The organism is Candidatus Bodocaedibacter vickermanii (assembly GCF_014896945.1).
Classification (GTDB): Bacteria; Pseudomonadota; Alphaproteobacteria; order UBA6184; family UBA6184; genus Bodonicaedibacter; species Bodonicaedibacter vickermanii.
Map to the genome: position 1 here is coordinate 194,397 of NZ_CP054719.1, position 21,583 is coordinate 215,979.

A 21,583-nucleotide genomic window follows, 5' to 3' on the forward strand; every position below is an offset into this window, starting at 1 on the left:
ACACCCTCTCATATGCGGCGCCGTACTCCCCACTTGTATCTTATTACATACCTCAAATCACACAAGATCAAACCTAACGAGTCCAGCGTCACGCTGGTGCAACGTCACGTTGCCCCATATCTCAAATCGCACAAAATCCAACTCAAAGAATCAAAACCTTCGTCACTCTCCGCGGCAATAATCCGCGTCACAACACACCCGATCCAACCTAACGGATGCAACCTCAGGTTGCCAGCGTCACGCTGGTTAGGTGAACATCAACCTTAAGACCCACAGACAGGCAATTGCATACATTGCAGCGGCAATGTCATCCACCATGATACCCGTTGCTTTTGATAACTGAGACCCTTCTGCAAAGTAAGTTTCAATCTGTTTGATGGGATAAGGTTTCAGGATATCAAACAGCCTGAACAGTACAAATCCAATAATCCAAAAGCGAACATCATTTCCAGCGACACATAGAACTAACCATTGTCCTGCGACTTCATCGATTACGATAAACGAGGGATCAGAATCAAGAGTAGAAAACAATACAAAGTAACTTGATACGATGCCTAAGATAAACACGATGAATGTTGCAATCAGTAAACCTTTTGCACCAAAGATAAAATATAATACGGCAGCGGCGGGAATTGCCATTAACGATCCCCATGTGCCTGGCATTTTTGGCCATAGCCCCACTTTAAACCACGTTGCAAGCCAATAGGAAATAGTATTCAGTGTGTTCATTGTGCGCCTCCGTTATTGCTATTTAACATATCAGTGATAATGTTGGTAAGCTTTTTAGACCCTGGAATGCCAGGAATTTCTTCGCCATTGATGAACAATGTGGGGGTGCCATCAATTTGGATATAGTCTTGAAAATCAAAGCTGTCGCGAAGTACAATTTCATAATTGGTCTCTGAAAGAGTGTTTTGAATGACGTCATCGCTGATGCCACAGGCTTTCAGTACTTGGATGATATGTTCTTTATTATCGTCCTCTGTCCAGGTTGAAGCGCTGTCCATAAGTGTTTCATAAGCATGTGACTTTACGTCATCGGGACATGTTGAGAGGGTGGCCATAACGTACAGGGTATCAACATCCATCACATAAGGAACTAACGTCCAATAGACTTTTCCGGTTTTGATAAATTGATCCAAAATTACCGGAAAGTGATGTTTGTGAAACATTAAGCAGGATGAGCATGAAAATGAAAAGAATTTATGAATCTTAATAGGGGCATCAGGATCGCCAAAGGATAATGTATATTTTTTATAAACATCAGGCATTACAAATAGTTTCTTGGGTGGAGTAACCTCAGATGGCGACGGTTCTGTGGATGAACTGTTGCCATGACTTGGCGTTACAAGGATACTTAAGACCACTAGAATACAAAAAATACTACGCACACTGTTACTCTTTTTTTTTATTGTTTATTTTACGACAAGTCTAAAACCTTTTGCTACTACAAAAAGTTCTCGTGAATCTTTTCGACTGGAGGGAGGTTTTGCGTGAACCACTTTTTCAAAATGTAATTTTAAGGTATTTAGCAAATCTTTTTCGCTGCCACCTTGTAAGACTTTAGCCACAAAAAAGCCACCAGGCGATAGTACCGTTAAAGCAAAGTGTAAGGCTATTTCTGCCAATGCCATAATGCGTAAATGGTCGGTTTGCTCATGTCCCGTGGATGCAGGTGCCATATCGCTGAGTACGCCGTTTACAGGGCCAGTTAAGAGTGCAGTCAGTTGATCTTGCAAGGCTGGATCTAGAAAATCGCCTTGTAATAGGGTTGCTCCTTCAATTGCAGGGGAAACTTCTTGTAAGTCAATTCCGATGACTTGCCCTTTTTTTTGATGCAACAGTTTTAATCGTTCTACGCAAACCTGAGTCCATCCACCTGGAGCACAGCCAAGATCCACAATCCGCATACCAGGATTCAATAGATGATGCTTATCATCAAGTTCGGTTAATTTAAAGGCTGCCCTGGAACGATACCCCTGTTCTTTTGCTGCGCGCACATAGGGGTCGTTTAGTTGTCGCATCAACCATCGCTGTTGAGATACAGTTTTTCCTTTTGCTTTTGAAAGGGTTGCTGTGTCTCGTCGTTTTTGAACAGGTTTATTAAATCGGTGTTTAGAAGAGTTATCATCTGTCATTGTGTTGGCTCCATGCCGTGTCGACGGTGTTTTGTAATAGCATTGCAACCGTCATGGGACCAACGCCCCCTGGAACGGGTGTTATATAGCCAGCTTTTTGAAATACATCTGGGGCAACGTCTCCAACAAACGTAGACGAGCCATCATCGTGAATCACACGCGTGCTGCCTACATCAATGATAACGGCTCCAGGTTTAATATGTTCTGCTTTTAATAAGTTTGGAACGCCTGTTGCCACAACCACAATATCAGCCTGTCTGGTTAACGACGCCCAGTTTTCAGAATATCGGTGAATGTGTGTAACAGTACAGTGTTCTTTTAGCAATAACGCAGTCATAGGGCGTCCAACAATTAATGACCGACCAATGACCACAGCATGCTTGCCTTTTAATGCCACAGGGATAGTTTTTAATAACGTTAGAACTCCTTTTGGTGTACAGGGTATGATTCCTGGACGTGAACTATGTAGAGCACCAATATTATGAAGATGAAGACCATCCACGTCTTTTTGGGGTGATACATGATCAATTAAAGTGTTTGCGCACAGGTGAGGTGGCAACGGCAATTGAATAATAATCCCATGAATATCGTGTCGTGCATTCAAAACATCAATGGCGTGTATGACGGTATCTTCGGATACATTGACATCAAATTTTATGAGTTCAGCATGGATACCAAGTTCCGCACATCGCTTCAGCTTAATATTTACGTATGATAAACTTGCTGGATTTTCTCCAATCAAAATCACAGCTAGCCCAGGCTTTATAGAATGGGTCGCAAAAAATTCTGCTGCCGATTCTTTTACTGTGTTTCGGATGCTTTCGGCAGTTGTAAGTCCATTGATAAGTGTGACTGTCATATTAACTTAAATACATGTGAGTCTGTGAATAACGTTTCGCAGTACGTTTATTAAAAATATTGCAATTACGGGAGAAAAATCAAGACCGCCCATCGCAGGAACAATGCGTCGAATTTGATACAAAACTGGATCAGTGAATCGATTGAGTGTGGTCACAAACACAAATACGCCGCGTTTGTAGGTATCCAATATATTAAACGCCGTCAGCAGACTGACGATAACTGCAATGATGATTAGAAGTTGATAGAATCCTAACAACCCATCGATTAATTCTAAAAAGGGTAAAATCAGAATGTGATTCATATCGGATATCCTTATTTTGTTTTAGGTAGCTTTTTACGCATATACATATACATGGGTGAGCCTGAAATTACAACAATAGCGGATAATGCAACCATTTTCAAGCCGGCACCATATAGCGTCCAACTTGTATACGCAATGCCAAGTATTAATAAAATGCGATCAGGACGGCTAGCAAATACACCTTTTTGAATAAGCTTTCCAAAGGCTAATAGCATTACGATGAATAACAATAATATTGTAGTTGTTGCCAATTCTGCGATAAATAAAAATTGCTTACTTAAATCAGGATCAAATGTCATCGTTAAAATACAGGCCATGCAGATCGCTGAAATGATAATGCCATAGATTGGAACGCGACGGTTTGATTGAAGGGCAAAAAATTTGGGGAATAAACCCTGTTTTGCGGCACCAAAGGGGATTTGCCCAACGACCAACATCCATCCGTTTAGTGTGCCTATACAGCAAACAACCGCAGCCGCTGCAACGACGTTACCCCAGAATAACCCACCAAATACTTTGTCAGCCGCCAGTGCAAATGGAGCGCTGGACTGAGCTAATTCAGTGTGATCAACGGCACCTAATAAGGCTAAGTTGCCAAGGATATAAATAACAGCTGCAATTAAAGTTCCATAAATGGTTGCTTTTGGAATGGTAATGTGGGGATCTTTTACGTCTTCTGCGGGGACAGTTGCAGATTCAATGCCCACAAAGCTCCATAACGTTAATAGAGCAGCACCATTAAAGGCACCCAATGCAGTTTTACCTGTCGGTATAAAATGAGTTAAACGTTCAGGATCAAAAATGAAAAATGCCGCAATGGGAACCAATACCATGGGAACTAGTTTTAATAAGGTCACTAAATTTTGAATAAAGCTAGCCTCTTTTATTCCGCGTAAATTTACAAGTGTAATAAGGAAAAGAACGCATAACCCTATTAAAAATAGCTCTAAAGAATTTAAGCGTCCATCGGATAAGTCGCTAAGATACCCATACATTGCAACCACAATGGCGGCATTTCCAATCCACGTTAACATCCAATATCCCCATGCGACAAAGAATGAAACGTGAGATCCAAACGCTTCTCCCGCAAAGACATGAGGCCCCCCAGTTGCATGAAACTTCATACTAAACTTTGCGAAAATTAAGGCTAATATCAACGCACCTGTTGACGTAAATATCCAGGATAATAAACTGATGGAACCGTAACTGGCTAATCCCGATGGTAACATAAAGGCACCAGAGCCAACCAAATTACCTGCGACAAGCGAAATGGCCGAAATGAGCCCAATAGTACGATGGGTTGAGGATGCCCCCATAATGTTAGTCCTTTTGTAATAATGTTTTCATTCGATTCGCAATCCAAAATTTATAGATCGCAAACGCTACAACGCAGGTTAGTAATCGAATCAAGGAAATATATACAAAATTTGAGGAATCTTCAACGCTAATACTAAACACAGCAACAGAACTGATAAAAATTTCCATGCCATTTAAAATAGATGCTGTCAGCCCGCCTTTTGTTCCAACCTTCATTGCCAATGTATTTGTGATTGGAAATATAAAGGCTAACCCAAATGAGTGGGCAGCAACGCACAAAGAGATTAAAAGGGGAGATTGGATATAACATGCGTCTAATAATAGCAATACAAATGAAAAGCCAATGATGACTGAAAAGCCAAAAACTAATAATGTTTGAAAGCTAAATCTGTATCCCCAACACGTATTAACAAATGATCCCAAGATATAGCCGGATACAGTGATCGCATAATAAAATCCAAATTCTAAAGGAGTGACCCCCATCATTTGGAACGCAAACGGAGCAATTCCAATATACATCCAGATACAAGCAACCATTAAAGATGAGATAGTGACCACTGTTAAAAAGTGAGAATTTAGTGCAAGAGCCTTTGTATCAGATAGTAAATCTTTAAAAAAGCCATTCAACGTAAGCGGCGCTTCTTCAGATCGTTTTAATGTTTCTGGCATGTAAAACCATAAAGGGATTAGTAACATAACACCAAACCACACTAAAACATAAAAGCAAGCTCTCCAATCATAGCTTTGCGTTAAAAAGCCACCGATACTGGGTGCAATTGCGGGTGCTAATGCAATAACGCCACCTGTTAAGGACATTAAGCGATTTGCCGTTTGAGGGGGGTAGACTTCCCGAATGACAGCTAAAGCGATAATAGGAGCTGCGCCAATGCCATAGCCTTGAAAAAATCTGGAAATGATAAGACCATAAATGGAATACGATGATGCGCATGCAAACGTTGCAAGAATAAAGATGATAAACGCGCCAAGCAAAACGAACCGACGTCCCAGTACATCCGAGATTGGACCATGTGTAAGAGACCCTAAACCAAACCCAACCAAAGCGATGCTGAGGGTCATTTGAGCTAAGTCATTTGAAACGTTAAAGTATTGAGCAATATAAGGAAGTGCAGGGGTGTAAAGTCCCAAAGCAACCTCTGACACGAAGACACTCAAAACAAGTAGAGTAGGGAGTGAAAATATTTTTTGTAACGGTGTCATTGGTCTTTTTTCTAATTATCTGGCACATCTTAATAGATTATTTGGTTTAAGTAAAGCCCCTCTGGTGGTGCAGTGGGCCCACCAGCTGCACGGTCTTTAGCAAGAAGGGCTGTTTGAACCTGAATTGGCTGCCATTTTCCTAGCCCAACGAGGCATAACGCCCCCACCATATTTCTAACTTGGTGGTGTAAAAATGATTTAGAACGAGTGTGAAATTCGATTAAATGTCCAGTTTGGGTGAATTCAGCTTGTTCTAACGTTTTGAACGGCGATAATCCCTGACAAGACGCAGCACGAAAGGTTGTGAAGTCGTGATGTCCAATTAAAAACTGAGCAGCCTTATTCATTGCATCCACATTCAGGGGCAATGGCACATGATAGGCACGGTTGAGATCAATGGTTAAGGGTGCTCTGCGATTGATGATTTTATACACATAGGTTCTGGCTTTCGTACTAAATCTGGCATGAAAGGTATCATCCATGACTTCAGTTTCAAGGATAGAAATGCCTTTGCCTTGAAAAAAATGATTTAGACTGTGTCTGAATCGAAAGGGATCGATTTCTTTTTTGATGTCGGCATGGGCGACTTGCCCCAATGCGTGAACACCTGCATCAGTTCGTCCTGAAACCTGAAGCCGTACGTGTTCGTGGGTTATTTTAAAAATAGCGATTTCGATTTCGTTCTGAAGTGTGGGAAGGTTATCTTGGTATTGCCAGCCATGGTAATTGCTGCCATCATATTCGATTGTAAACTTATAACGGGGCATTGATTCTTATGAGTTAATGTGTGGTGCCCAGAGGGGGACTTGAACCCCCACGACCACTAGGATCGACAGATTTTAAGTCTGTTGCGTCTACCATTCCGCCATCCGGGCAACGAGCCAACAGTATCGCTTTCAGAAATAAAGATCAAGTTATTTTTTTCAAAAAATTTTATAAAAAGTCCTTGCCTTTGGTTCAAAAATTCCGTATATCTGTTTGCGGATGGATGGCTGAGCGGTTGAAAGCACCGGTCTTGAAAACCGGCGAGGGGGAAACTCCTTCGTGGGTTCGAATCCCACTCCATCCGCCACCCTGTGGCAGTTCAACATTAGTTCTAAAATCTTTATACTGATTGACATCATAGATAAACTCTTATAAACCATACTTAATTATTATAGGAGCAACCAATATGAAACCATATTTTAGCTCAAGATTTAAACGAAGCAGAACGATACTTTAAGCTTGCCGCCGATCAGGGGTATTCTGGGAAATAAGGTATAAAATTGGTTGGAAATGTGCTAGATATACGTTCATAAAACAGAGGTGTTCATGATTCGTATCCCATCGAAATTAGTTGAAGCTATTCGTCAAAACGTCAGTGATTCTGAAACGGTTAATGCCGCTCAATTGCGGGCAAATTACCAATCAAACAAAGATCATCAGGGGATGTATGATACCTATTTGATGTCACGGATGCCTGCGACATACGCAGCAATTTCAAGGGTTTTGCAGGAAATCCCACTTGATGCGAACGTAGAAACAGTATTGGATATTGGCAGTGGACCAGGTACAGGGCTGTGGGCGGTTCGGGAGCGATTCGATACCCTGGAATCTTATGTAGGGTTGGAGGGGGATCAAGGCTTTATTTCGCTTGCAGAGCGCTTAAACACGAGTATTTCAGAGCATGTCGTAGCGTGGATGCCCGGGCGGTATCCGAAAGGGTTGCCTAATATTAAGGCGGATCTAGTGTTGATGTCATATACGGTTGGCGAAAACTCACCGGAAACTGTGGCTAAAACTATCGATCATGTGTGGGCACATAATGTTTCGGAATGGTTGGTTGTGATCGAGCCGGGAACGCCCAAAGGGTTTAAATCTATTCTAGAGATTCGAGCTTACATTACAGCAAATGGAGGCAACATCTATGCACCCTGTAAAGGGAACTATAATTGCCCATTAATTGGGCAAGACTGGTGTCATTTTTCAGTTCGATTGGAACGAAGTCAGTTACAGAAAAAAATTAAAGATGCAACTTTACCCTATGAAGATGAAAAATTCAGTTATTTGATTGTACGCAACACGCCGGTTGCTCTTTGTGAAGAGTCATCACGCATTATCAAAAAACCAATGGTTCGACCTGGGCACATAACGTTGGATCTGTGTAATGAATCCGGTTACGAACGCAAGACAGTATCAAAATCTCAAAAAGAAACATACCGCACTGCAAAGAAAGTAGAGTGGGGGGATTCATTGTAATCCTTTTTTTGGGCTTTATTTAATCACCCTGTTTTTTACCGTATTAACTTCATGTTTACCAAATCTTAGTATTATAAGCTTATACAAAAACAGAGAACCTTGATGCTTAAGATGATTGATAGTTTGTTACACTCATCCAGTCTTAGTAAGCTTATACCATTAGCTGCTAAGCGCAAAAAAACTATGAGTACATTTGATGTGGATGGCGAGTTTGGGGAGGGGGCTCCCACAGAAAAAGCAACCTCTGCACCTATCCAAGCTCCACAAACAATACAAAGCCTATCTTTACTTAGCATTTCCAATACTAAAAATTCTCATACTCAAGAAATCATTTCTTATGGGGATGATCTCTTGAATCAACTAAAAACACTCCAGTATCAATTATTAGGAAATGAAGTTTCCCACGAACAGTTACACGAGCTTGAAACAATGTTTCAGACCTTACCCAAAGAACTTCAGTCTATACCTGCTGATTTAAGAGGCATTGTTGACGATATTCAGGTACGCGTCGCTGTAGAATTAGCAAAACTTTCAATTAATCGATAATAAGCTAATTTTGTTATTGCCTTTGCACCAATAATCTTGTATAAACAGCTCATCACGCACCCATAGCTCAATTGGATAGAGCGTCAGACTACGGATCTGAAGGTTAGGGGTTCGACTCCTCTTGGGTGCGCCATTTTATACTATGTTCTTATACTTACATCATAAGCAGCTTCACTTCTTTATCATCCTTTAATTGTTTAATCTGACGATGATTTAATGAAGTATCCAGCAGCGCCGTTTAATCCAAAGGCTAAAGAAAATTATACAACTAATAATTTTGTAAAAAGAAAAGCTGGAGGGGTATACCAGAGATTTGGCAAGGCCTGATGATTCGTCAGGAAAATGTTATGTAGAAAAAACATATGAATCGAACCTTTGGGTGATAATAAAGATTATGTTAAATATCGTGCCGAAATAATATTGACGCAAATCATTATTTAAGGTTTTGATTCTCAGCTGAAGCAGTAAATGGGCTCCTTTATTCGTCCAGCGCATTTGTTGTTTCTTCGCCGTCCGTCGACTGATCAATTCATTTACGGTCGATTCAACAAACGCTGTGGATATGGTTTCATCGTATATGTTAAATAATATAGTTCTTGAACATGACGCATAAACTCGATATCGTATCATAAGCAATGTAGAGTAAATTTTTACAATGGCTTGGCATATAGATTGGGAATCAAAGTTTAAGTCGTGTGATTATTCAGATAAACTATTAGAAAAAATCAACCGCTTTAGTGCTGAGGCGAACACTTCGGTCGATGTACACCTTGTAAAGAAAGCAATTTACTTTGCTAAAGAATATCACTTTGGACAATTTCGTCAATCTGGTGAACCCTATTATACTCATCCTTTAGAAGTTGCAGGCATGGTATGTGATTATCTGGTTGACACCGTTTCTATTATCACCAGCATCCTTCATGATACTTTAGAAGATACAGACCTTGATTATGCTACCATTGCTGAACATTTTGGAGATTTGGTTGCAGCTCAAGTCGAAGATTTAACACGAGTTAAACCCTTTGGAAAAATCACATCTGCCGATATATTAAAGCAACTTTGGAAAGAAAAAAAATATAATTTGCTTCTTATCAAGTTGGTTGATCGTCTACATAATATGCAAACAATTTTTGCAAAGTCTCCGGAAAAACAACACAAGATTGTAACGGAAACTTTGCAATATTTCTTAGCCCTAAGTGAAATATTAGAGTTACCTGAATTGACCAAAGTTTTATATACAACGTGTTATGAAACAAATATAAAACTAGGCCTTATCCCTCAAGATGAACTTATTCTTGATAAGCCGGTAGAGTTTGCTGATTCTCTAATTTCTGAAAGTAACTAACACTTACAAAGAAACCAATTCCTACTGGTACAAGAATTACAAATATCCCCCAATATCCAAAATATTCAGTTGTATATACTAACCCAAATGCCGTAATAAAATACGTTGCAAGTTTTGCCACTGCGCTTAAAAAGCTGGTGTACGTAAATCGCCTAAATACAGGAAAGTACTTATAGAATATGGGCGATGCTGGAATGTGATCAAACACAAACAACGCGGCTAAACATTGAAAAATCAATATATAGGATGCATCTTGAGTATAATTTATAACAACGGGAAATGATAACATCGATGCAAAAAATAAATAAAATTTTGCTTTTAGTATTTTAAAAGGATGGATTATATAACTTAGATACGCTAAAAGAAGTAACCCCAACAAATCAATAACTGAAACCCAGAAATTTTGGCTAATTACTTCATGGGCAGTATATCCAAAATCTCGCTTTAGGACGTCTGAACAATATATATATATGAAATAAAAGCATGGCGGACGCGCGCATTGGATCAAGAAATATGCGATGGAAATTAAATACGATGATTTTTGTTTCATGAATTCTTCGTTTAGATCACTCCAGGCAACTTTATTTTCTTTCAGCTGCTCTTTTAGCTTGTTGCGCTTGTTAGCAAACTCATCGGCCTCTTTTAAACTGGTTCTAGCAATGGTTCCAACCAACGCAATCCCTGCCCCCACTAAGAAAGCAGCTCGCCAGCTTGTAATTTCATTGAACGTGTTATTTGTAAAAATAGCAGCTACTCCAATAGCGGCACTGGTTCCGAGTGCAGAAAAAACTGTAATTAATGCAACCATTGGATATTGAACTGGAGGTTTAGAGCTTTCTGTTAAATAGAGCTCTGCTCCCCTCACCTCTGCTGTTGCGGCCATACCTTGAACAACACGGCACAAAGTGATGATCCAAGACGCAGTAATTCCTATTTGTGCGTATGTTGGCAATGATGCAACAATTATGCACGATACAGCCATCATCAATGTGGTTAAGATTACCACAGCTTTTCGACCTATATAATCTCCAATGTATCCAAAGATTAAAGCTCCAAAAGGTCTTAATAGATACGTTGAACAAAATGAAAACGCGGTAATTAACGATGCTGTAAAAGGATCAGTTTTAGGAAAAAAAAGTTCATTTAAAAGCACTGCCATATGTACATATAGCATCAGGTCAAAATATTCTAAAAATGTACCTATTGATAAAAGGCCGACAGCCTCTCGTTGATCTTTTGTTAGATAGAAAAAATAGTTTTTAATGTTTCCAGGCTTCATTTTTTGCTCCTCACCCTAAAGAGAATACCCCCAACAAAGATGTTAAGATCTACCGAGTAGCAGACCACTTTTTATTGTTAATATAAGATTTGAGGACTTTCAAATAAAAATATCTTTATACTTTTTGATGTTTTTAATGACTATTGATTATCAGCTTTATGTTTTTTTGAGCCTATTCCAATGATAATGCTACCAACAATAATTGAACACAATGACCCAAGCAAAACACCTATTTTCATTTGATTTTCTAATTCGGCAGGATCGAAAGCCTGTAGCCCAATGAATAAACTGAGCGTAAATCCAATCCCACACAAACTGGCTACACCAAAAAATTGAGCCATGGTCGTCCCTTTAGGAAGCTCAACATAGTTGCAGAATTTTGCAATATACATAACGCTGATGATTCCAAATGGTTTTCCAAAAAACAACCCTATAAAGCATCCTATACTAATCGTGGAAAAAACATCATTAAGTTTTAGTTCACTAAAAGGTAATTCGCAGTTAACAAATGCAAATAAAGGTAAAATGACAAAAGCAACCAATGTATGAATGGATGCTTCCATATCTTTTACCAAATGGACTGTTTTATGAGGTAACTCTATCCGGGTGGGAATAAAGCATGCCAGTGTTATCCCTGCAATTGTACCATGTACACCAGCCTGTACAACAAACAACCACAAGATAATCCCCATTACGTAATATAAAAAATGATTGTGTGATTTAAATTTATTTAACATGAATAAAATCACAAGCGGAATAAGGCTCCACAACAGTGGAATAATATCCAGTTCAGGTGTATAAAAGATAGCAAGCGTCAAGACCGCCAGCACATCATCCATAATCGATAACCCAATCACAAAAACCTTAATATTATCAGAAACCTTATGTTTCATTAATGTCAAGATGGCCAGAACAAATGCTGTATCAGTGGCAACAGGGATTGCCCACCCTGCACTTCCTTCTGCTGAATCATAATTTAATGTCGTATACAATAATGCAGGAGCAACAAATCCGCCGATTGCAGTAAGGGCTGGCAGCAGCAAATTGCGCCTATCTTTAAATTCCCCCTCTTGAATGTGATATTTCATTTCTAATCCTAAAAAGAAAAAGAATATCGCCATCAAACCATCGTTTACAAATTTGACTATAGTTTTTGATACATGATAAGGACCAATACCAATGATGAGTTTGTAGTTTATAATTTCCCGGTAATACTGTAACAAGCTGTCGATATTACTGATAGCCAAAGCAATTGCTACGCAAAAAAAGAGTAAGAATGCGGACAAAATATCTTTTTGGACTTCTATTTTGGTGAATTGCTTTATGGAAACCTCTCTTGCAAATAATCTGTTATTTGTTAATTATCCATAAAAATTACTTATAAAAAGTTAAGGTGTTTTGTTTTTTACTTAAAGTGGTGAAAAGTCAGTTAGGCTTTTAATAAGTCTTTTGCGATAAATAAAACGACCTCTACAAAAATTAGAACGATAATGATCCATTCTAACATTGAACTGTGTTTATGATTAAGCTGATCTTCCAAAATCTCTAATAAATCTTGGATCATCGTCAACCCCATGTTCAAGCTTTCAACCCGTGAATGTAGATCAAGAAAATCTGCTGCCATATGGTAATGAGGCTCGATTTCTGAATGATCCCATATGACCCTGGGTGTGTGCATTACATTTAGGTTGCTGTTGATGGATGATTTTTGAAGGTACAGTTCACCCATTTTTTTAGCAATTTCATTTCGTTTTAAGGATGTTTTTCCAGTCTTTGCTAAGGTGCGAGGAATAAATGCCATTTTATCAATAGTTGATTTTAAATCTTTTTCATGGCTTGCAAGCTTAATAGATTGACCCAAAGCATAAGATAACGACAATTTATAAAATGCATCCGTATCGTTTTCAAGGATGATCGTATTGCCAATTTCATCAATGACAGTTTTGGTTCCAACTTCATAAAAAAATTCATCGATTTCAAATTGAGTGGTGGGTTCATCAGCAAACTGTTCAATTGATTTAATAAATGATAACGATTGGTTTGAATCTTGCCCCCAAAAAACAACAGCGCCAAATGCAAAAATATATACAAATTGCGTATCGGATTGATAAAAAACAACATCGCTAAAGCGTTGCACATTTTTTTCTTTTTTATGTAAAAACGTATATACACTCGCTAATCTGTAGCCACTTGCTGTACTATATGTTAAACACTTCATATCAATCTCTTTTTGCATTGCATTTCTAATTATATTACATGATCATAGATAAAAAAGCATAGAGTTTATTATGAAAACAATTCACGACATTCTTCCTTTTATGAAAAATGTACTGGTTCGAGTCGATTGGAATGTGCCAATTCAAGACGGAGTTGTACTGGATAACAGCCGAATTTTAGAAACTGTTCCAACAATTATGGGCTTATTAAGTTCGGGTAAACACGTTACGATACTTACTCACTTGGGACGTCCTAACGGAGCATATCAGGCTGAAAGTTCGTTGAAATTACTGCAACCAGAAATAGAGAAACTGTTGCAACATCCCGTAAATTTAATTGAGAACTTAGATCAATTGGGACATCAGTGGGAGCATCAGATCAGTTTGTTTGAAAATATACGTTTTTTTCCAGGTGAAGAAGCCAATGATCCTGAGTTAATTAAACGCTTGATTCAAAAAGCCGATGTGTTTGTAAATGATGCATTTTCAGTGTCTCATCGGGCACATGCCTCTGTTGAAGGAATTACGCATCACCTGCCCCACTGTTCCGGAGTGTTGATGGATCGAGAGCTTTCTAATCTTAGTTATTTTCATGAACATTATGAACAGCCCCTTATGGCAATATGTGGGGGTGCAAAAATTTCAACTAAAATAGATTTTATTCAAAATATGCTAAAGAAAGCAAAAACCATTGCGTTAGTTGGCGGACTTGCAAATACATTTCTAAAAGCGCAAGGTCTAAATGTGGGACTGTCCCTTGTGGAAGATGATGCCATTGATCTTGCGAAAAAAATCATCGATCAAGCCGCAACCGAAGGATGCGAATTGTGGATGCCCAATCACGTTAGAGTTGGGAAAACGCTTACTGATACTCCCATTGATAAGGCAGCAACCGAAGTGACTACAGATGAACGCATTCTAGATATTGCTCCCCGAAGTTTGGAGTGCTTACTTAAAACTGCGAATGATGCAAAGACGATTATTTGGAATGGTGCTCTAGGTGTCTTTGAAAACCCTACGTGGAGTAATGGTACGTTTACTCTGGCAAGAGAATTGGGCCGTTTAACACAACAGCAGCAGTTTCAAACATTGGCAGGTGGTGGCGAAACAGTGATGGCGCTGCGTCAAACAAATACGTTTAACCAGTTTACATATGTATCTTTGGCAGGCGGCGCATTTATGGAATTTATGGAAGGTAGAAAATTACCCGGAATTGTTCCATTGTTGTAAACTCCGCAACGTGATGTTGCATCCTGTTTATATAACTGCCCGCAAATAGTTAAGCGTGATCATTATCTATCAGGGTGGATGTCCAGGTGTTCCAAACCGCATAAACTGTGCCGTTTGTCGCGTCGGCACATACGTACGACGCTTATGGGTCGCCCATTCTCCATGGACAGACAGCGTCTTTCCTAAACTTAAGCTCGCTCCCACAGAGGTCAGCGGTGTGGCACTGCATCTCCATTAGCACAATTCGCCCCAGTGTGCCTGATGGCATTGTGGGGCGAAGGGCGCTGTGGTTACCCAATTAGCTCCTTAGGCAAATACTGATGGTCAATTGTAACCTTTAACCCTTTCATTTCAGCTAAGTTACAAATTCCAAGCCCCCACAAACTCAAAAGCTTATCTTCATAGTCTGGGAATATCCCCCGCGTCATTGATTTATAGCTATCAGCAAAGATTTGTGCTTGTTCATTGAAAACCATTTCATCTTTGTTCCAAATCGCTTCAAGCATTAGTGCTAGCGGATATAATTTTCCATACTGCTTCGTGGAATATCCTTTTTTAAGTTTTTCTATGAATACACTCCATTGATTTTCGTATCGATTTAACGCCAAAACCACTAAGCATCGATATAACCAGTTCGCAGGATGACTGGTTGGTTTTGTATCATAATCATAATAGTCGTCAACCATAGTAAAATAAGATTTTACTAGATCTTCATTTCCGCTATTTAGGGCATCAAACATCGCTGATAAACATGCCGTACTTGTTTTGTTACTAGGTCTAATTTCTTTGCTATATAAAAAACTGTCTTTGTCATATTCAACTGCTGTTTTCATATATTCTTTGAACTTCTTTGAATCTTTATGTAGATACCATTCTAATATTCCCAAGAATTTATATCCCGAATAAAGTCCGTGAAGTGAATTGAGCCTTTTACTAACATTTTCTGATTCCATATCCATAAAATATTCTGGGATTATTTTTTTTTGATATCGTTCATATTGCTCTTGTGGTGTAGGTAATTTCATTTATTCTCCTCCTGTAATCTTTGGTGTTCTAATAGCGTTAAATTCTTTAAAGTTGGATGGATCATAACGACCATAATCATACCATCGATTAACACCAAATTCATCTTGTACGTTTGCTTTAAATCGAATTTTATCGGAGTTTTCTTTTAAAATTCGCAGAGTTTCGGGATGCATTCCTGTTCTTTCTAAGCTATCAATCTGCTTTTTCATCCAAGCTGGCGATAATTGCTGCACACCATCCGTTGTTCTTGCTAACTTTGGGAACCCTCCACCTGTTGCAAACTTAGACTCAGTGATAACAATGTCAACAACAATATCAATACCATTTATTTTTCCTGCTGGATCATAAAATACTCTCGCATCATCAATGCCTCTATTTCCAAGCAACCTAGTGGGTAAATGATCTCCCCTCGCATAATCTAATGCTCTTCTTCCTGCAGCCTCTGCCATTTCACCCTTGACTGCAGTTGTTAATCTATTCGCAGCCCCATTTAATCTTGCTTCCGAAAAAGATGGCTCTACCATCTCTCTCGCACCAGATGGTCTTGGCACACTTGAAGCTCGGGGTTGCACAGGACGTTCAGTAGTGGGGCGTCCCCGTGTTTGTGGCGCTTCTGCTGCTTTCTTGGCTGCCTCACGTTGCCGCTGGGCTTCTAACGCCGCTTGTTCTGCGTCTCTTCGCGTAATCTGTTCAGAGGTTGTCTCGGTCTTTTCGTGGAACATCACGTTCGGTAATTCAAATCCTACAGAATCCTCTCCCAACTCTAATCGTCCACTGTAAGCTGGCGCATACGCTGCTGCCGCACCTGCCGCATCACCTGCTGATGTAAAGTGTTTCGTTAAATTCACTCCATACCGTCGGTCGTATGTTTCAGCGGTTATCGTTTCAATGGCTAACACCTCTACCCCATCACACTTAAACTCAGCTTTACCGTCCACAACTTTGGAACTGTCCCCGCCTTTGACGCCAGCTCCAACGCTGCTAACAGCATCCCACCCGGTCTTTCCCAGATCCTTTAAGCTTACTGAAGCATTCCAACTTGCACCATCTTGGGCATGTGTATCTGCCTTATCCACCAGGATTACCTTCCGAATCGTCCCTGTCCCCATGACCCCCTTCAACTGACTGCCATAAATCACAAGCTCATCCACAGGATGTCCAGGTGTTCCAAACCGCATAAACTGTGCCGTTTGTCGCGTCGGCACATACGTACGACGCTTATGGGTCGCCCATTCTCCATGAACAGACAGCGTCTTGCCTAAACTTAAGCTCACACCTCCCGATGTATCCTTGCTGTCAGATTCATAACACACAACTCCAACTTCAACACGATGTGCATTCAAATCCATCACCATCGCATTCGCATCGCTGCCATTTAACAGCAACGTATCTGCCCTCATTTTTAACCCAAACAATGCTTGGATCGATCCTTTATGGGGCGTCTTTCGCGTCACATGGCTGTCATAAAAGGATATACCAATACTTTACAATGGTTCAAATGGTTTATCTAGGTTAAAACCATGACTCTCTCCATAACAAACTCCCTGCTTAATTTCATCATCAATACGTTTTCGAAGAGTTTGACTTTTAATATATGCGTGAAACTTAGCCCATCCTTCTTTCTCGCACCCCAAAGGGGTATCGAGAAATTCTAAAAAATAATTTACGTCTCGAGGAATCATAAAAAAAGCTGTACTCTCAAAATACTCTAATACATTTAATGGTATTGATCTTGGATCTGACTTTGGAAACGTAGGGTATTCTGCCTTCTCTGAATCAATATATTTGTTATAAATAAAACAATTAATCGCATCTCCATGATTAAGTATATCACCTAAGGATATATAGCCTTTTGCATAGGCTTTAATAATTTTCTTCAGATACTCTCCAAAAGTATCAAGCGTAGTATCTTCAGGAACTCTATATTGAGGTAATGTTTCTGGATCGTTGTATGTCATAATATACTTTCTATTTGAATGATATTTTCTCTAAAAGCTTGCGTATAGGATCATTAATCTCAACTTTTGGATAACAAGATTTGCTTGTTGTTCTAATCGTTATTCTTTGACCATTTGGTAATATCTTAGGAAATCCTTCTTTGGAAATTATTTTTGGTGCTCTAATTCCAGTGAGTTTTTCGAAAAATGCTCTTGCTGCTATTTCTCCTCCAGGCAACTCTGTATCTGCAAATATTCGATCTCCTTTTTTTGTTACATTCCCAGGATTTAAACCTTCTAACTTTATTCCTCCTATTTGTTCACTTTGTTTTGCAGATAACTTTGGTTTCCTACTCATCCAGGATTTATCTTCTAACTTTTTTCGTAGGGCAGCACCAGCCATTTTCTGCATAACATACTTAAAGCCTTGTTTAGCCGCCCCATAAATACCTGTAACAATATCCGTAACATCATCAAGTCCTTGCTCCATCTCAAGCAAGTCCTTCGCGGTAAGCACTTGAACATATTCTCCAGGAATAATTCCAGGCACCCATTTTTTTCCTTCTGCATCGATGAATGATGGCAATAATACCTCATCTTCCTCTCCCCCCATCGGATCCACATGTTGTGGGGCACTTGCGGCGGCGGCGGGTGCAGTATCATCAGCTTCATACTCATCGTCATAGTCATCATCAGTTGGGATATTATAATCCGTCACATCAACAGGATCGGTGACTAAAGCACCTGCAAACTCATCATACTTTTGTTGCCATTGATCTAGAATATCTTCATGGGCATCATTTGCTTTTAACTGTCGGATACGCTGTGCTATCTCGTTCAAGAACTCATCACTCGATAGGCTTTGATTCAAAAGCCATGTCAGGTATGCTTCAATTTCTCTTCGAGTAATCTGTTGAGAGGTTGTCTCAGTCTTTTCGTGGAACATCACGTTCGGTAATTCAAATCCTACAGAGTCTTCTCCCAACTCTAATCGTCCACTATACGATGGGGCAAACGCAGCTGTCGCGCCTGCTGCATCACCTGCTGGTGTGAAGTGCTTCGTTGCATTTACTCCATACCGTCGGTCGTATGTTTCAGCAGTTATCGTTTCAATGGCTAACACCTCTACCCCATCACACTTAAACTCAGCTTTACCGTCCACAACTTTGGAACTGTCCCCTCCTTTAACTCCAAACCCAACGCTGCTAACAGCATCCCACCCGGTCTGTCCCAGATCCTTTAAGTTTACTGAAGCATTCCAACTTGCACCATCTTGGGCATGTGTATCTGCCTTATCTACCAGGGTCAACTTCCGAATTGTCCCTGTCCCCATGACCCCCTTCAACTGACTGCCATAAATCACAAGCTCATCCACAGGATGTCCAGGTGTTCCAAACCGCATAAACTGTGCCGTTTGTCGCGTCGGCACATACGTACGACGTTTATGGGTCGCCCATTCCCCATGGACAGACAGCGTCTTGCCTAAACTTAAACTCGCTCCCACAGAGGTCAGCGGTGTGGCACTGCATCCCCATTAGCACAATTCGCTCCTACGCGCCTAATGGCATTGTGGGGCGTGGGGCGTAGGGCGCTGGAGGTTAAAGAATAATAGGTTTATTCTTTTCTCTCGCAATCCGAAGAACTTCTTGAGAAGGAAGCATTCCTTGATCAGAATGAAAAATAACATCAAGGATACTTTCTAATCCGTGCAATTCATTTTGTAACCAATATGCAAGTTGATCATCATCCCCTTCTCCTTTTTGTAAAAGCTTTATAATCTTCATAATTTCTTGATCTGAATACATTTATTTTACTCCATAGTGCGATTGTTTACTTAGGATTTCTTTATGATATTTAGGCGTAACAATTAATAAGTTAGACAAGTCATAAACAGGGCCTCCGTCATGTATAGGTGTCCTGTGGTGTAGTTCATAAGTTATTCTAGAACCAAGTGATTGCTCTAAATGAACGATAGGTGCGTTTCCCTTTTGCATACGAGCTATATCAGCAGACTTAAACTCTTTTGCATAACTAGACTCAGCCATAGTTTTCCAGAACTCACTTCGAAATGCATCAAAGCTACTAAACTCTTTTCCGCTCAGTTTCTGCGCCACTTCCAATGGTACTTTACCCGCTGAATTATGCGTCCCTCTCATTAACACTGGTGGATTGGTTAACTCAAAACTCATCATAGCTTTTCCAGGCACATACCGTCCACCTTCAATGTAAGGTAAGCTTAAAGGTCTACTACTCACAGCAGCCTCTGCCACGGCGGCGGGTTGTGCGGCAGCAGCAGCACGAGCTTCACCTGCGGTTGCAATCTCTAATGGGGTGGCTATTGCCGGTGGGGCTTTGACCTCCAAGTCTCGTAATAAGCTCAATAGCGTTTCAAACATTGCAGTCGCTGCTCCCCCTGCTCCCTTCAACACCGTTCCAGCAGCATTAAGAGCTGGTTTAACGCCAGGTTTTAGCATCCGTCCTGCTGTAGCGATGTTCACGCCATCCATCGCTAATGTAGCAAACGTTTCCGCGTTCTCCTCACTCATCCCAAGCCCGTAATGACCCACTTCTTTTGTCGTTGCATGCAATCCGTCTCCTAAATACTGCATCGGTCCTTTCATCTCATCGTATTCTCGACTGCGTTCAGCCCATTCTTCACGCGTTTCATAGGGATCAAGCGGTGCTAATGCGGCCCCTTTTATGAGCTCTCCAGTTACCGTCCCAATCACTTCACTTACTCTGTGAAGTACATTTTCTGCAGTGGAGCCTCTATATGCCTCCATGGCAGCATTCATTAATCGGCCAGATTTTCGATCATACATGTCTCTCAACTGTTGAGCCTCTGCATCTGTTACCTCGGGGCGTAATCGTCGTATTAAAGCAATCGATGCTTCCCGGATCTTCACCCGTTCAGCTTCTTTCGCATCCGTAACACTCTCTTGCAACTGCCCGGGTGTTAATATATTCATCAGAGCTTCATTTATCTTCTCTTTTTGTAACTCTGTATCTTGCGCTGCCTCTGCTGCACGTTGGGCTGCCTCACGTTGCCGCTGGGCTTCAGCTGCGCGTTGTGCTTCCGCTTCTGCTGCTTCCTTAGCTATCAGATCCTTAACAAGCGTTGGGTTTTCTGCTTCAAATTGATCACATATAGCTTTCAACGCGTTACGCTGCAATTCCTCGGCAGCGTCTGCTGCACGTTGGGCTGCCTCACGTTGCCGCTGGGCTTCTAACGCCGCTTGTTCTGCGTCTCTTCGAGTAATCTGTTGAGAGGTTGTCTCTGTCTTTTCGTGGAACATCACGTTCGGTAATTCAAATCCTACAGAATCCTCTCCCAACTCTAATCGTCCACTGTAAGCTGGCGCATACGCTGCTGCCGCATCACCTGCTGATGTAAAGTGCTTCGTTGCATTTACTCCATACCGTCGGTCGTATGTTTCAGCAGTTATCCTTTCAATCGGTTCCAGTATCTCTACCCCATCACACTTAAACTCAGCTTTGCCGTCCACAACTTTGGAACTGTCCCCTCCTTTGACGCCAGCTCCAACGCTGCTAACAGCATCCCACCCGGTCTTTCCCAGATCCTTTAAGCTTACTGAAGCATTCCAACTTGCACCATCTTGGGCATGTGTATCTGCCTTATCTACCAGGGTCAACTTCCGAATTGTCCCTGTTCCCATGACCCCCTTCAACTGACTGCCATAAATCACAAGCTCATCCACAGGATGTCCAGGTGTTCCAAACCGCATAAACTGTGCTGTTTGTCGCGTCGGCACATACGTACGACGCTTATGGGTCGCCCATTCTCCATGGACAGACAGCGTCTTGCCTAAACTTAAACTCGCTCCCACAGAGGTCAGCGGTGTGGCACTGCATCCCCATTAGCACAATTCGCCCCAGTGTGCATGATGGCATTGTGGAGCGAAATGCGGAG

22 protein-coding genes, 3 tRNA genes and 1 pseudogene are annotated in these 21,583 nt (G+C 40.7%); 6 read left to right on the forward strand and 20 right to left on the reverse strand.

What is annotated here, in order from left to right; translation table 11 throughout:
- Positions 1-246: 246 nt before the first annotated feature.
- The 9 genes from CPBP_RS00965 to CPBP_RS01005 all read right to left on the reverse strand — a co-directional run bounded on the left by CPBP_RS00965 (position 247) and on the right by CPBP_RS01005 (position 6,710).
- Positions 247-729 carry a phosphatidylglycerophosphatase A family protein gene (locus tag CPBP_RS00965; RefSeq protein ID WP_350332192.1) on the reverse strand — a complete coding sequence of 161 codons (483 nt, stop codon included), beginning with the start codon at positions 727-729 and terminating at the stop codon, positions 247-249.
- Positions 726-1,391 (reverse strand): thioredoxin domain-containing protein, encoded by a 666-nt coding sequence (locus CPBP_RS00970; RefSeq protein WP_350332193.1) that lies wholly within the window; start codon positions 1,389-1,391, stop codon positions 726-728. Before CPBP_RS00970 ends, CPBP_RS00965 begins: the two co-directional genes overlap by 4 nt.
- Positions 1,392-1,415: 24 nt before the next feature.
- Complete coding sequence (locus CPBP_RS00975) at positions 1,416-2,138, reverse strand: RlmE family RNA methyltransferase (RefSeq protein WP_350332194.1); 723 nt, start codon at positions 2,136-2,138, stop codon at positions 1,416-1,418.
- Positions 2,128-2,997, reverse strand: a complete 870-nt coding sequence (locus CPBP_RS00980) for a bifunctional 5,10-methylenetetrahydrofolate dehydrogenase/5,10-methenyltetrahydrofolate cyclohydrolase (RefSeq protein ID WP_350332195.1) — start codon at positions 2,995-2,997, stop codon at positions 2,128-2,130. The genes CPBP_RS00975 and CPBP_RS00980 overlap by 11 nt, the downstream gene beginning before the upstream one ends.
- A 6-nt stretch (positions 2,998-3,003) precedes the next feature.
- Entirely contained in the window at positions 3,004-3,300 is a 297-nt protein-coding gene (locus tag CPBP_RS00985; RefSeq protein WP_350332196.1) for a YggT family protein, read from the reverse strand.
- An 11-nt stretch (positions 3,301-3,311) separates the two neighbouring features.
- Positions 3,312-4,616, reverse strand: a complete 1,305-nt coding sequence (locus CPBP_RS00990; RefSeq protein WP_350332197.1) for an amino acid permease — start codon at positions 4,614-4,616, stop codon at positions 3,312-3,314.
- 4 nt (positions 4,617-4,620) lie between these two features.
- Positions 4,621-5,835, reverse strand: coding sequence for an MFS transporter (locus CPBP_RS00995; protein WP_350332198.1), 1,215 nt, complete (start codon positions 5,833-5,835; stop codon positions 4,621-4,623).
- A gap of 29 nt (positions 5,836-5,864) precedes the next feature.
- On the reverse strand, positions 5,865-6,602 hold the full coding sequence (gene truA / locus CPBP_RS01000; RefSeq protein ID WP_350332199.1) for a tRNA pseudouridine(38-40) synthase TruA: 738 nt from the start codon (positions 6,600-6,602) through the stop codon (positions 5,865-5,867).
- Positions 6,603-6,623: 21 nt separating this feature from the next.
- A tRNA-Leu gene (locus CPBP_RS01005) sits at positions 6,624-6,710 on the reverse strand.
- A 107-nt stretch (positions 6,711-6,817) separates the two neighbouring features.
- Between CPBP_RS01005 and CPBP_RS01010 the strand changes: the two genes are divergently transcribed.
- The 4 genes from CPBP_RS01010 to CPBP_RS01025 all read left to right on the forward strand — a co-directional run bounded on the left by CPBP_RS01010 (position 6,818) and on the right by CPBP_RS01025 (position 8,752).
- A tRNA-Ser gene (locus tag CPBP_RS01010) sits at positions 6,818-6,907 on the forward strand.
- A 239-nt stretch (positions 6,908-7,146) separates the two neighbouring features.
- On the forward strand, positions 7,147-8,073 hold the full coding sequence (locus CPBP_RS01015) for a small ribosomal subunit Rsm22 family protein (RefSeq protein WP_350332200.1): 927 nt from the start codon (positions 7,147-7,149) through the stop codon (positions 8,071-8,073).
- Between the two features lie 102 nt (positions 8,074-8,175).
- A complete protein-coding gene (locus tag CPBP_RS01020) occupies positions 8,176-8,619 on the forward strand; it encodes a flagellar assembly protein FliX (RefSeq protein ID WP_350332201.1) in 444 nt (147 codons plus the stop codon).
- Positions 8,620-8,675: 56 nt separating this feature from the next.
- A tRNA-Arg gene (locus tag CPBP_RS01025) sits at positions 8,676-8,752 on the forward strand.
- 212 nt (positions 8,753-8,964) lie between these two features.
- Here the strand turns inward: CPBP_RS01025 and CPBP_RS01030 are convergent.
- A pseudogene (locus CPBP_RS01030) lies at positions 8,965-9,192 on the reverse strand (hypothetical protein); the annotation flags it as partial.
- Positions 9,193-9,274: 82 nt separating this feature from the next.
- Between CPBP_RS01030 and CPBP_RS01035 the strand changes: the two are divergent.
- Positions 9,275-9,964 (forward strand): HD domain-containing protein, encoded by a 690-nt coding sequence (locus CPBP_RS01035; protein ID WP_350332202.1) that lies wholly within the window; start codon positions 9,275-9,277, stop codon positions 9,962-9,964.
- On the opposite strand, the gene CPBP_RS01040 is transcribed toward CPBP_RS01035, so the two are convergent.
- The 3 genes from CPBP_RS01040 to CPBP_RS01050 all read right to left on the reverse strand — a co-directional run bounded on the left by CPBP_RS01040 (position 9,909) and on the right by CPBP_RS01050 (position 13,461).
- The gene (locus CPBP_RS01040) at positions 9,909-11,243 is read right to left on the reverse strand and encodes an MFS transporter (RefSeq protein ID WP_350332203.1); all 1,335 of its coding nucleotides are present in this window, start codon (positions 11,241-11,243) and stop codon (positions 9,909-9,911) included. The two genes, CPBP_RS01035 and CPBP_RS01040, sit on opposite strands and share 56 nt — an antisense overlap.
- A 140-nt stretch (positions 11,244-11,383) precedes the next feature.
- The gene (gene nhaA, locus CPBP_RS01045) at positions 11,384-12,529 is read right to left on the reverse strand and encodes a Na+/H+ antiporter NhaA (protein WP_350332204.1); all 1,146 of its coding nucleotides are present in this window, start codon (positions 12,527-12,529) and stop codon (positions 11,384-11,386) included.
- 143 nt (positions 12,530-12,672) lie between these two features.
- Positions 12,673-13,461: an RMD1 family protein gene (locus CPBP_RS01050; protein WP_350332205.1), complete on the reverse strand. Its 789-nt coding sequence runs from the start codon at positions 13,459-13,461 to the stop codon at positions 12,673-12,675.
- A gap of 70 nt (positions 13,462-13,531) precedes the next feature.
- Between CPBP_RS01050 and CPBP_RS01055 the strand changes: the two genes are divergently transcribed.
- Entirely contained in the window at positions 13,532-14,689 is a 1,158-nt protein-coding gene (locus tag CPBP_RS01055) for a phosphoglycerate kinase (protein ID WP_350332206.1), read from the forward strand.
- Between the two features lie 69 nt (positions 14,690-14,758).
- Here the strand turns inward: CPBP_RS01055 and CPBP_RS01060 are convergent, their stop codons facing one another.
- From CPBP_RS01060 to CPBP_RS01090, 7 genes are all read right to left on the reverse strand, one after another.
- Positions 14,759-14,893 carry a hypothetical protein gene (locus tag CPBP_RS01060; RefSeq protein WP_350332207.1) on the reverse strand — a complete coding sequence of 45 codons (135 nt, stop codon included), beginning with the start codon at positions 14,891-14,893 and terminating at the stop codon, positions 14,759-14,761.
- An 86-nt stretch (positions 14,894-14,979) separates the two neighbouring features.
- A complete protein-coding gene (locus CPBP_RS01065) occupies positions 14,980-15,714 on the reverse strand; it encodes an Imm49 family immunity protein (protein WP_350332208.1) in 735 nt (244 codons plus the stop codon).
- Entirely contained in the window at positions 15,715-17,169 is a 1,455-nt protein-coding gene (locus CPBP_RS01070) for a hypothetical protein (RefSeq protein ID WP_350332209.1), read from the reverse strand. It abuts the gene before it with no gap.
- 30 nt (positions 17,170-17,199) lie between these two features.
- Positions 17,200-17,673: a hypothetical protein gene (locus CPBP_RS01075; RefSeq protein WP_350332210.1), complete on the reverse strand. Its 474-nt coding sequence runs from the start codon at positions 17,671-17,673 to the stop codon at positions 17,200-17,202.
- A 10-nt stretch (positions 17,674-17,683) separates the two neighbouring features.
- A complete protein-coding gene (locus CPBP_RS01080) occupies positions 17,684-19,156 on the reverse strand; it encodes a hypothetical protein (protein WP_350332211.1) in 1,473 nt (490 codons plus the stop codon).
- A 94-nt stretch (positions 19,157-19,250) separates the two neighbouring features.
- Positions 19,251-19,457, reverse strand: coding sequence for a hypothetical protein (locus tag CPBP_RS01085; RefSeq protein WP_350332212.1), 207 nt, complete (start codon positions 19,455-19,457; stop codon positions 19,251-19,253).
- Positions 19,458-21,500 carry an HNH endonuclease signature motif containing protein gene (locus CPBP_RS01090; protein ID WP_350332213.1) on the reverse strand — a complete coding sequence of 681 codons (2,043 nt, stop codon included), beginning with the start codon at positions 21,498-21,500 and terminating at the stop codon, positions 19,458-19,460. It lies immediately after the preceding gene.
- Positions 21,501-21,583 lie beyond the last annotated feature (83 nt).

What these genes read in the sequence shown, in the direction of transcription:
- CPBP_RS00985 (WP_350332196.1), bottom strand. Translation starts at nt 3,300, where the DNA reads ATGAATCACATTCTGATTTTACCCTTTTTAGAATTAATCGATGGGTTG.
- CPBP_RS01085 (WP_350332212.1), bottom strand. Translation starts at nt 19,457, where the DNA reads ATGTATTCAGATCAAGAAATTATGAAGATTATAAAGCTTTTACAAAAA.
- CPBP_RS00975 (WP_350332194.1), bottom strand. Translation starts at nt 2,138, where the DNA reads ATGACAGATGATAACTCTTCTAAACACCGATTTAATAAACCTGTTCAA.
- CPBP_RS01035 (WP_350332202.1), top strand. Translation starts at nt 9,275, where the DNA reads ATGGCTTGGCATATAGATTGGGAATCAAAGTTTAAGTCGTGTGATTAT.
- CPBP_RS01020 (WP_350332201.1), top strand. Translation starts at nt 8,176, where the DNA reads ATGCTTAAGATGATTGATAGTTTGTTACACTCATCCAGTCTTAGTAAG.
- CPBP_RS01075 (WP_350332210.1), bottom strand. Translation starts at nt 17,673, where the DNA reads ATGACATACAACGATCCAGAAACATTACCTCAATATAGAGTTCCTGAA.
- CPBP_RS00965 (WP_350332192.1), bottom strand. Translation starts at nt 729, where the DNA reads ATGAACACACTGAATACTATTTCCTATTGGCTTGCAACGTGGTTTAAA.
- CPBP_RS01050 (WP_350332205.1), bottom strand. Translation starts at nt 13,461, where the DNA reads ATGAAGTGTTTAACATATAGTACAGCAAGTGGCTACAGATTAGCGAGT.
- CPBP_RS01015 (WP_350332200.1), top strand. Translation starts at nt 7,147, where the DNA reads ATGATTCGTATCCCATCGAAATTAGTTGAAGCTATTCGTCAAAACGTC.
- truA (WP_350332199.1), bottom strand. Translation starts at nt 6,602, where the DNA reads ATGCCCCGTTATAAGTTTACAATCGAATATGATGGCAGCAATTACCAT.
- CPBP_RS00990 (WP_350332197.1), bottom strand. Translation starts at nt 4,616, where the DNA reads ATGGGGGCATCCTCAACCCATCGTACTATTGGGCTCATTTCGGCCATT.
- CPBP_RS00995 (WP_350332198.1), bottom strand. Translation starts at nt 5,835, where the DNA reads ATGACACCGTTACAAAAAATATTTTCACTCCCTACTCTACTTGTTTTG.
- CPBP_RS01040 (WP_350332203.1), bottom strand. Translation starts at nt 11,243, where the DNA reads ATGAAGCCTGGAAACATTAAAAACTATTTTTTCTATCTAACAAAAGAT.
- CPBP_RS01065 (WP_350332208.1), bottom strand. Translation starts at nt 15,714, where the DNA reads ATGAAATTACCTACACCACAAGAGCAATATGAACGATATCAAAAAAAA.
- CPBP_RS01055 (WP_350332206.1), top strand. Translation starts at nt 13,532, where the DNA reads ATGAAAACAATTCACGACATTCTTCCTTTTATGAAAAATGTACTGGTT.
- CPBP_RS00980 (WP_350332195.1), bottom strand. Translation starts at nt 2,997, where the DNA reads ATGACAGTCACACTTATCAATGGACTTACAACTGCCGAAAGCATCCGA.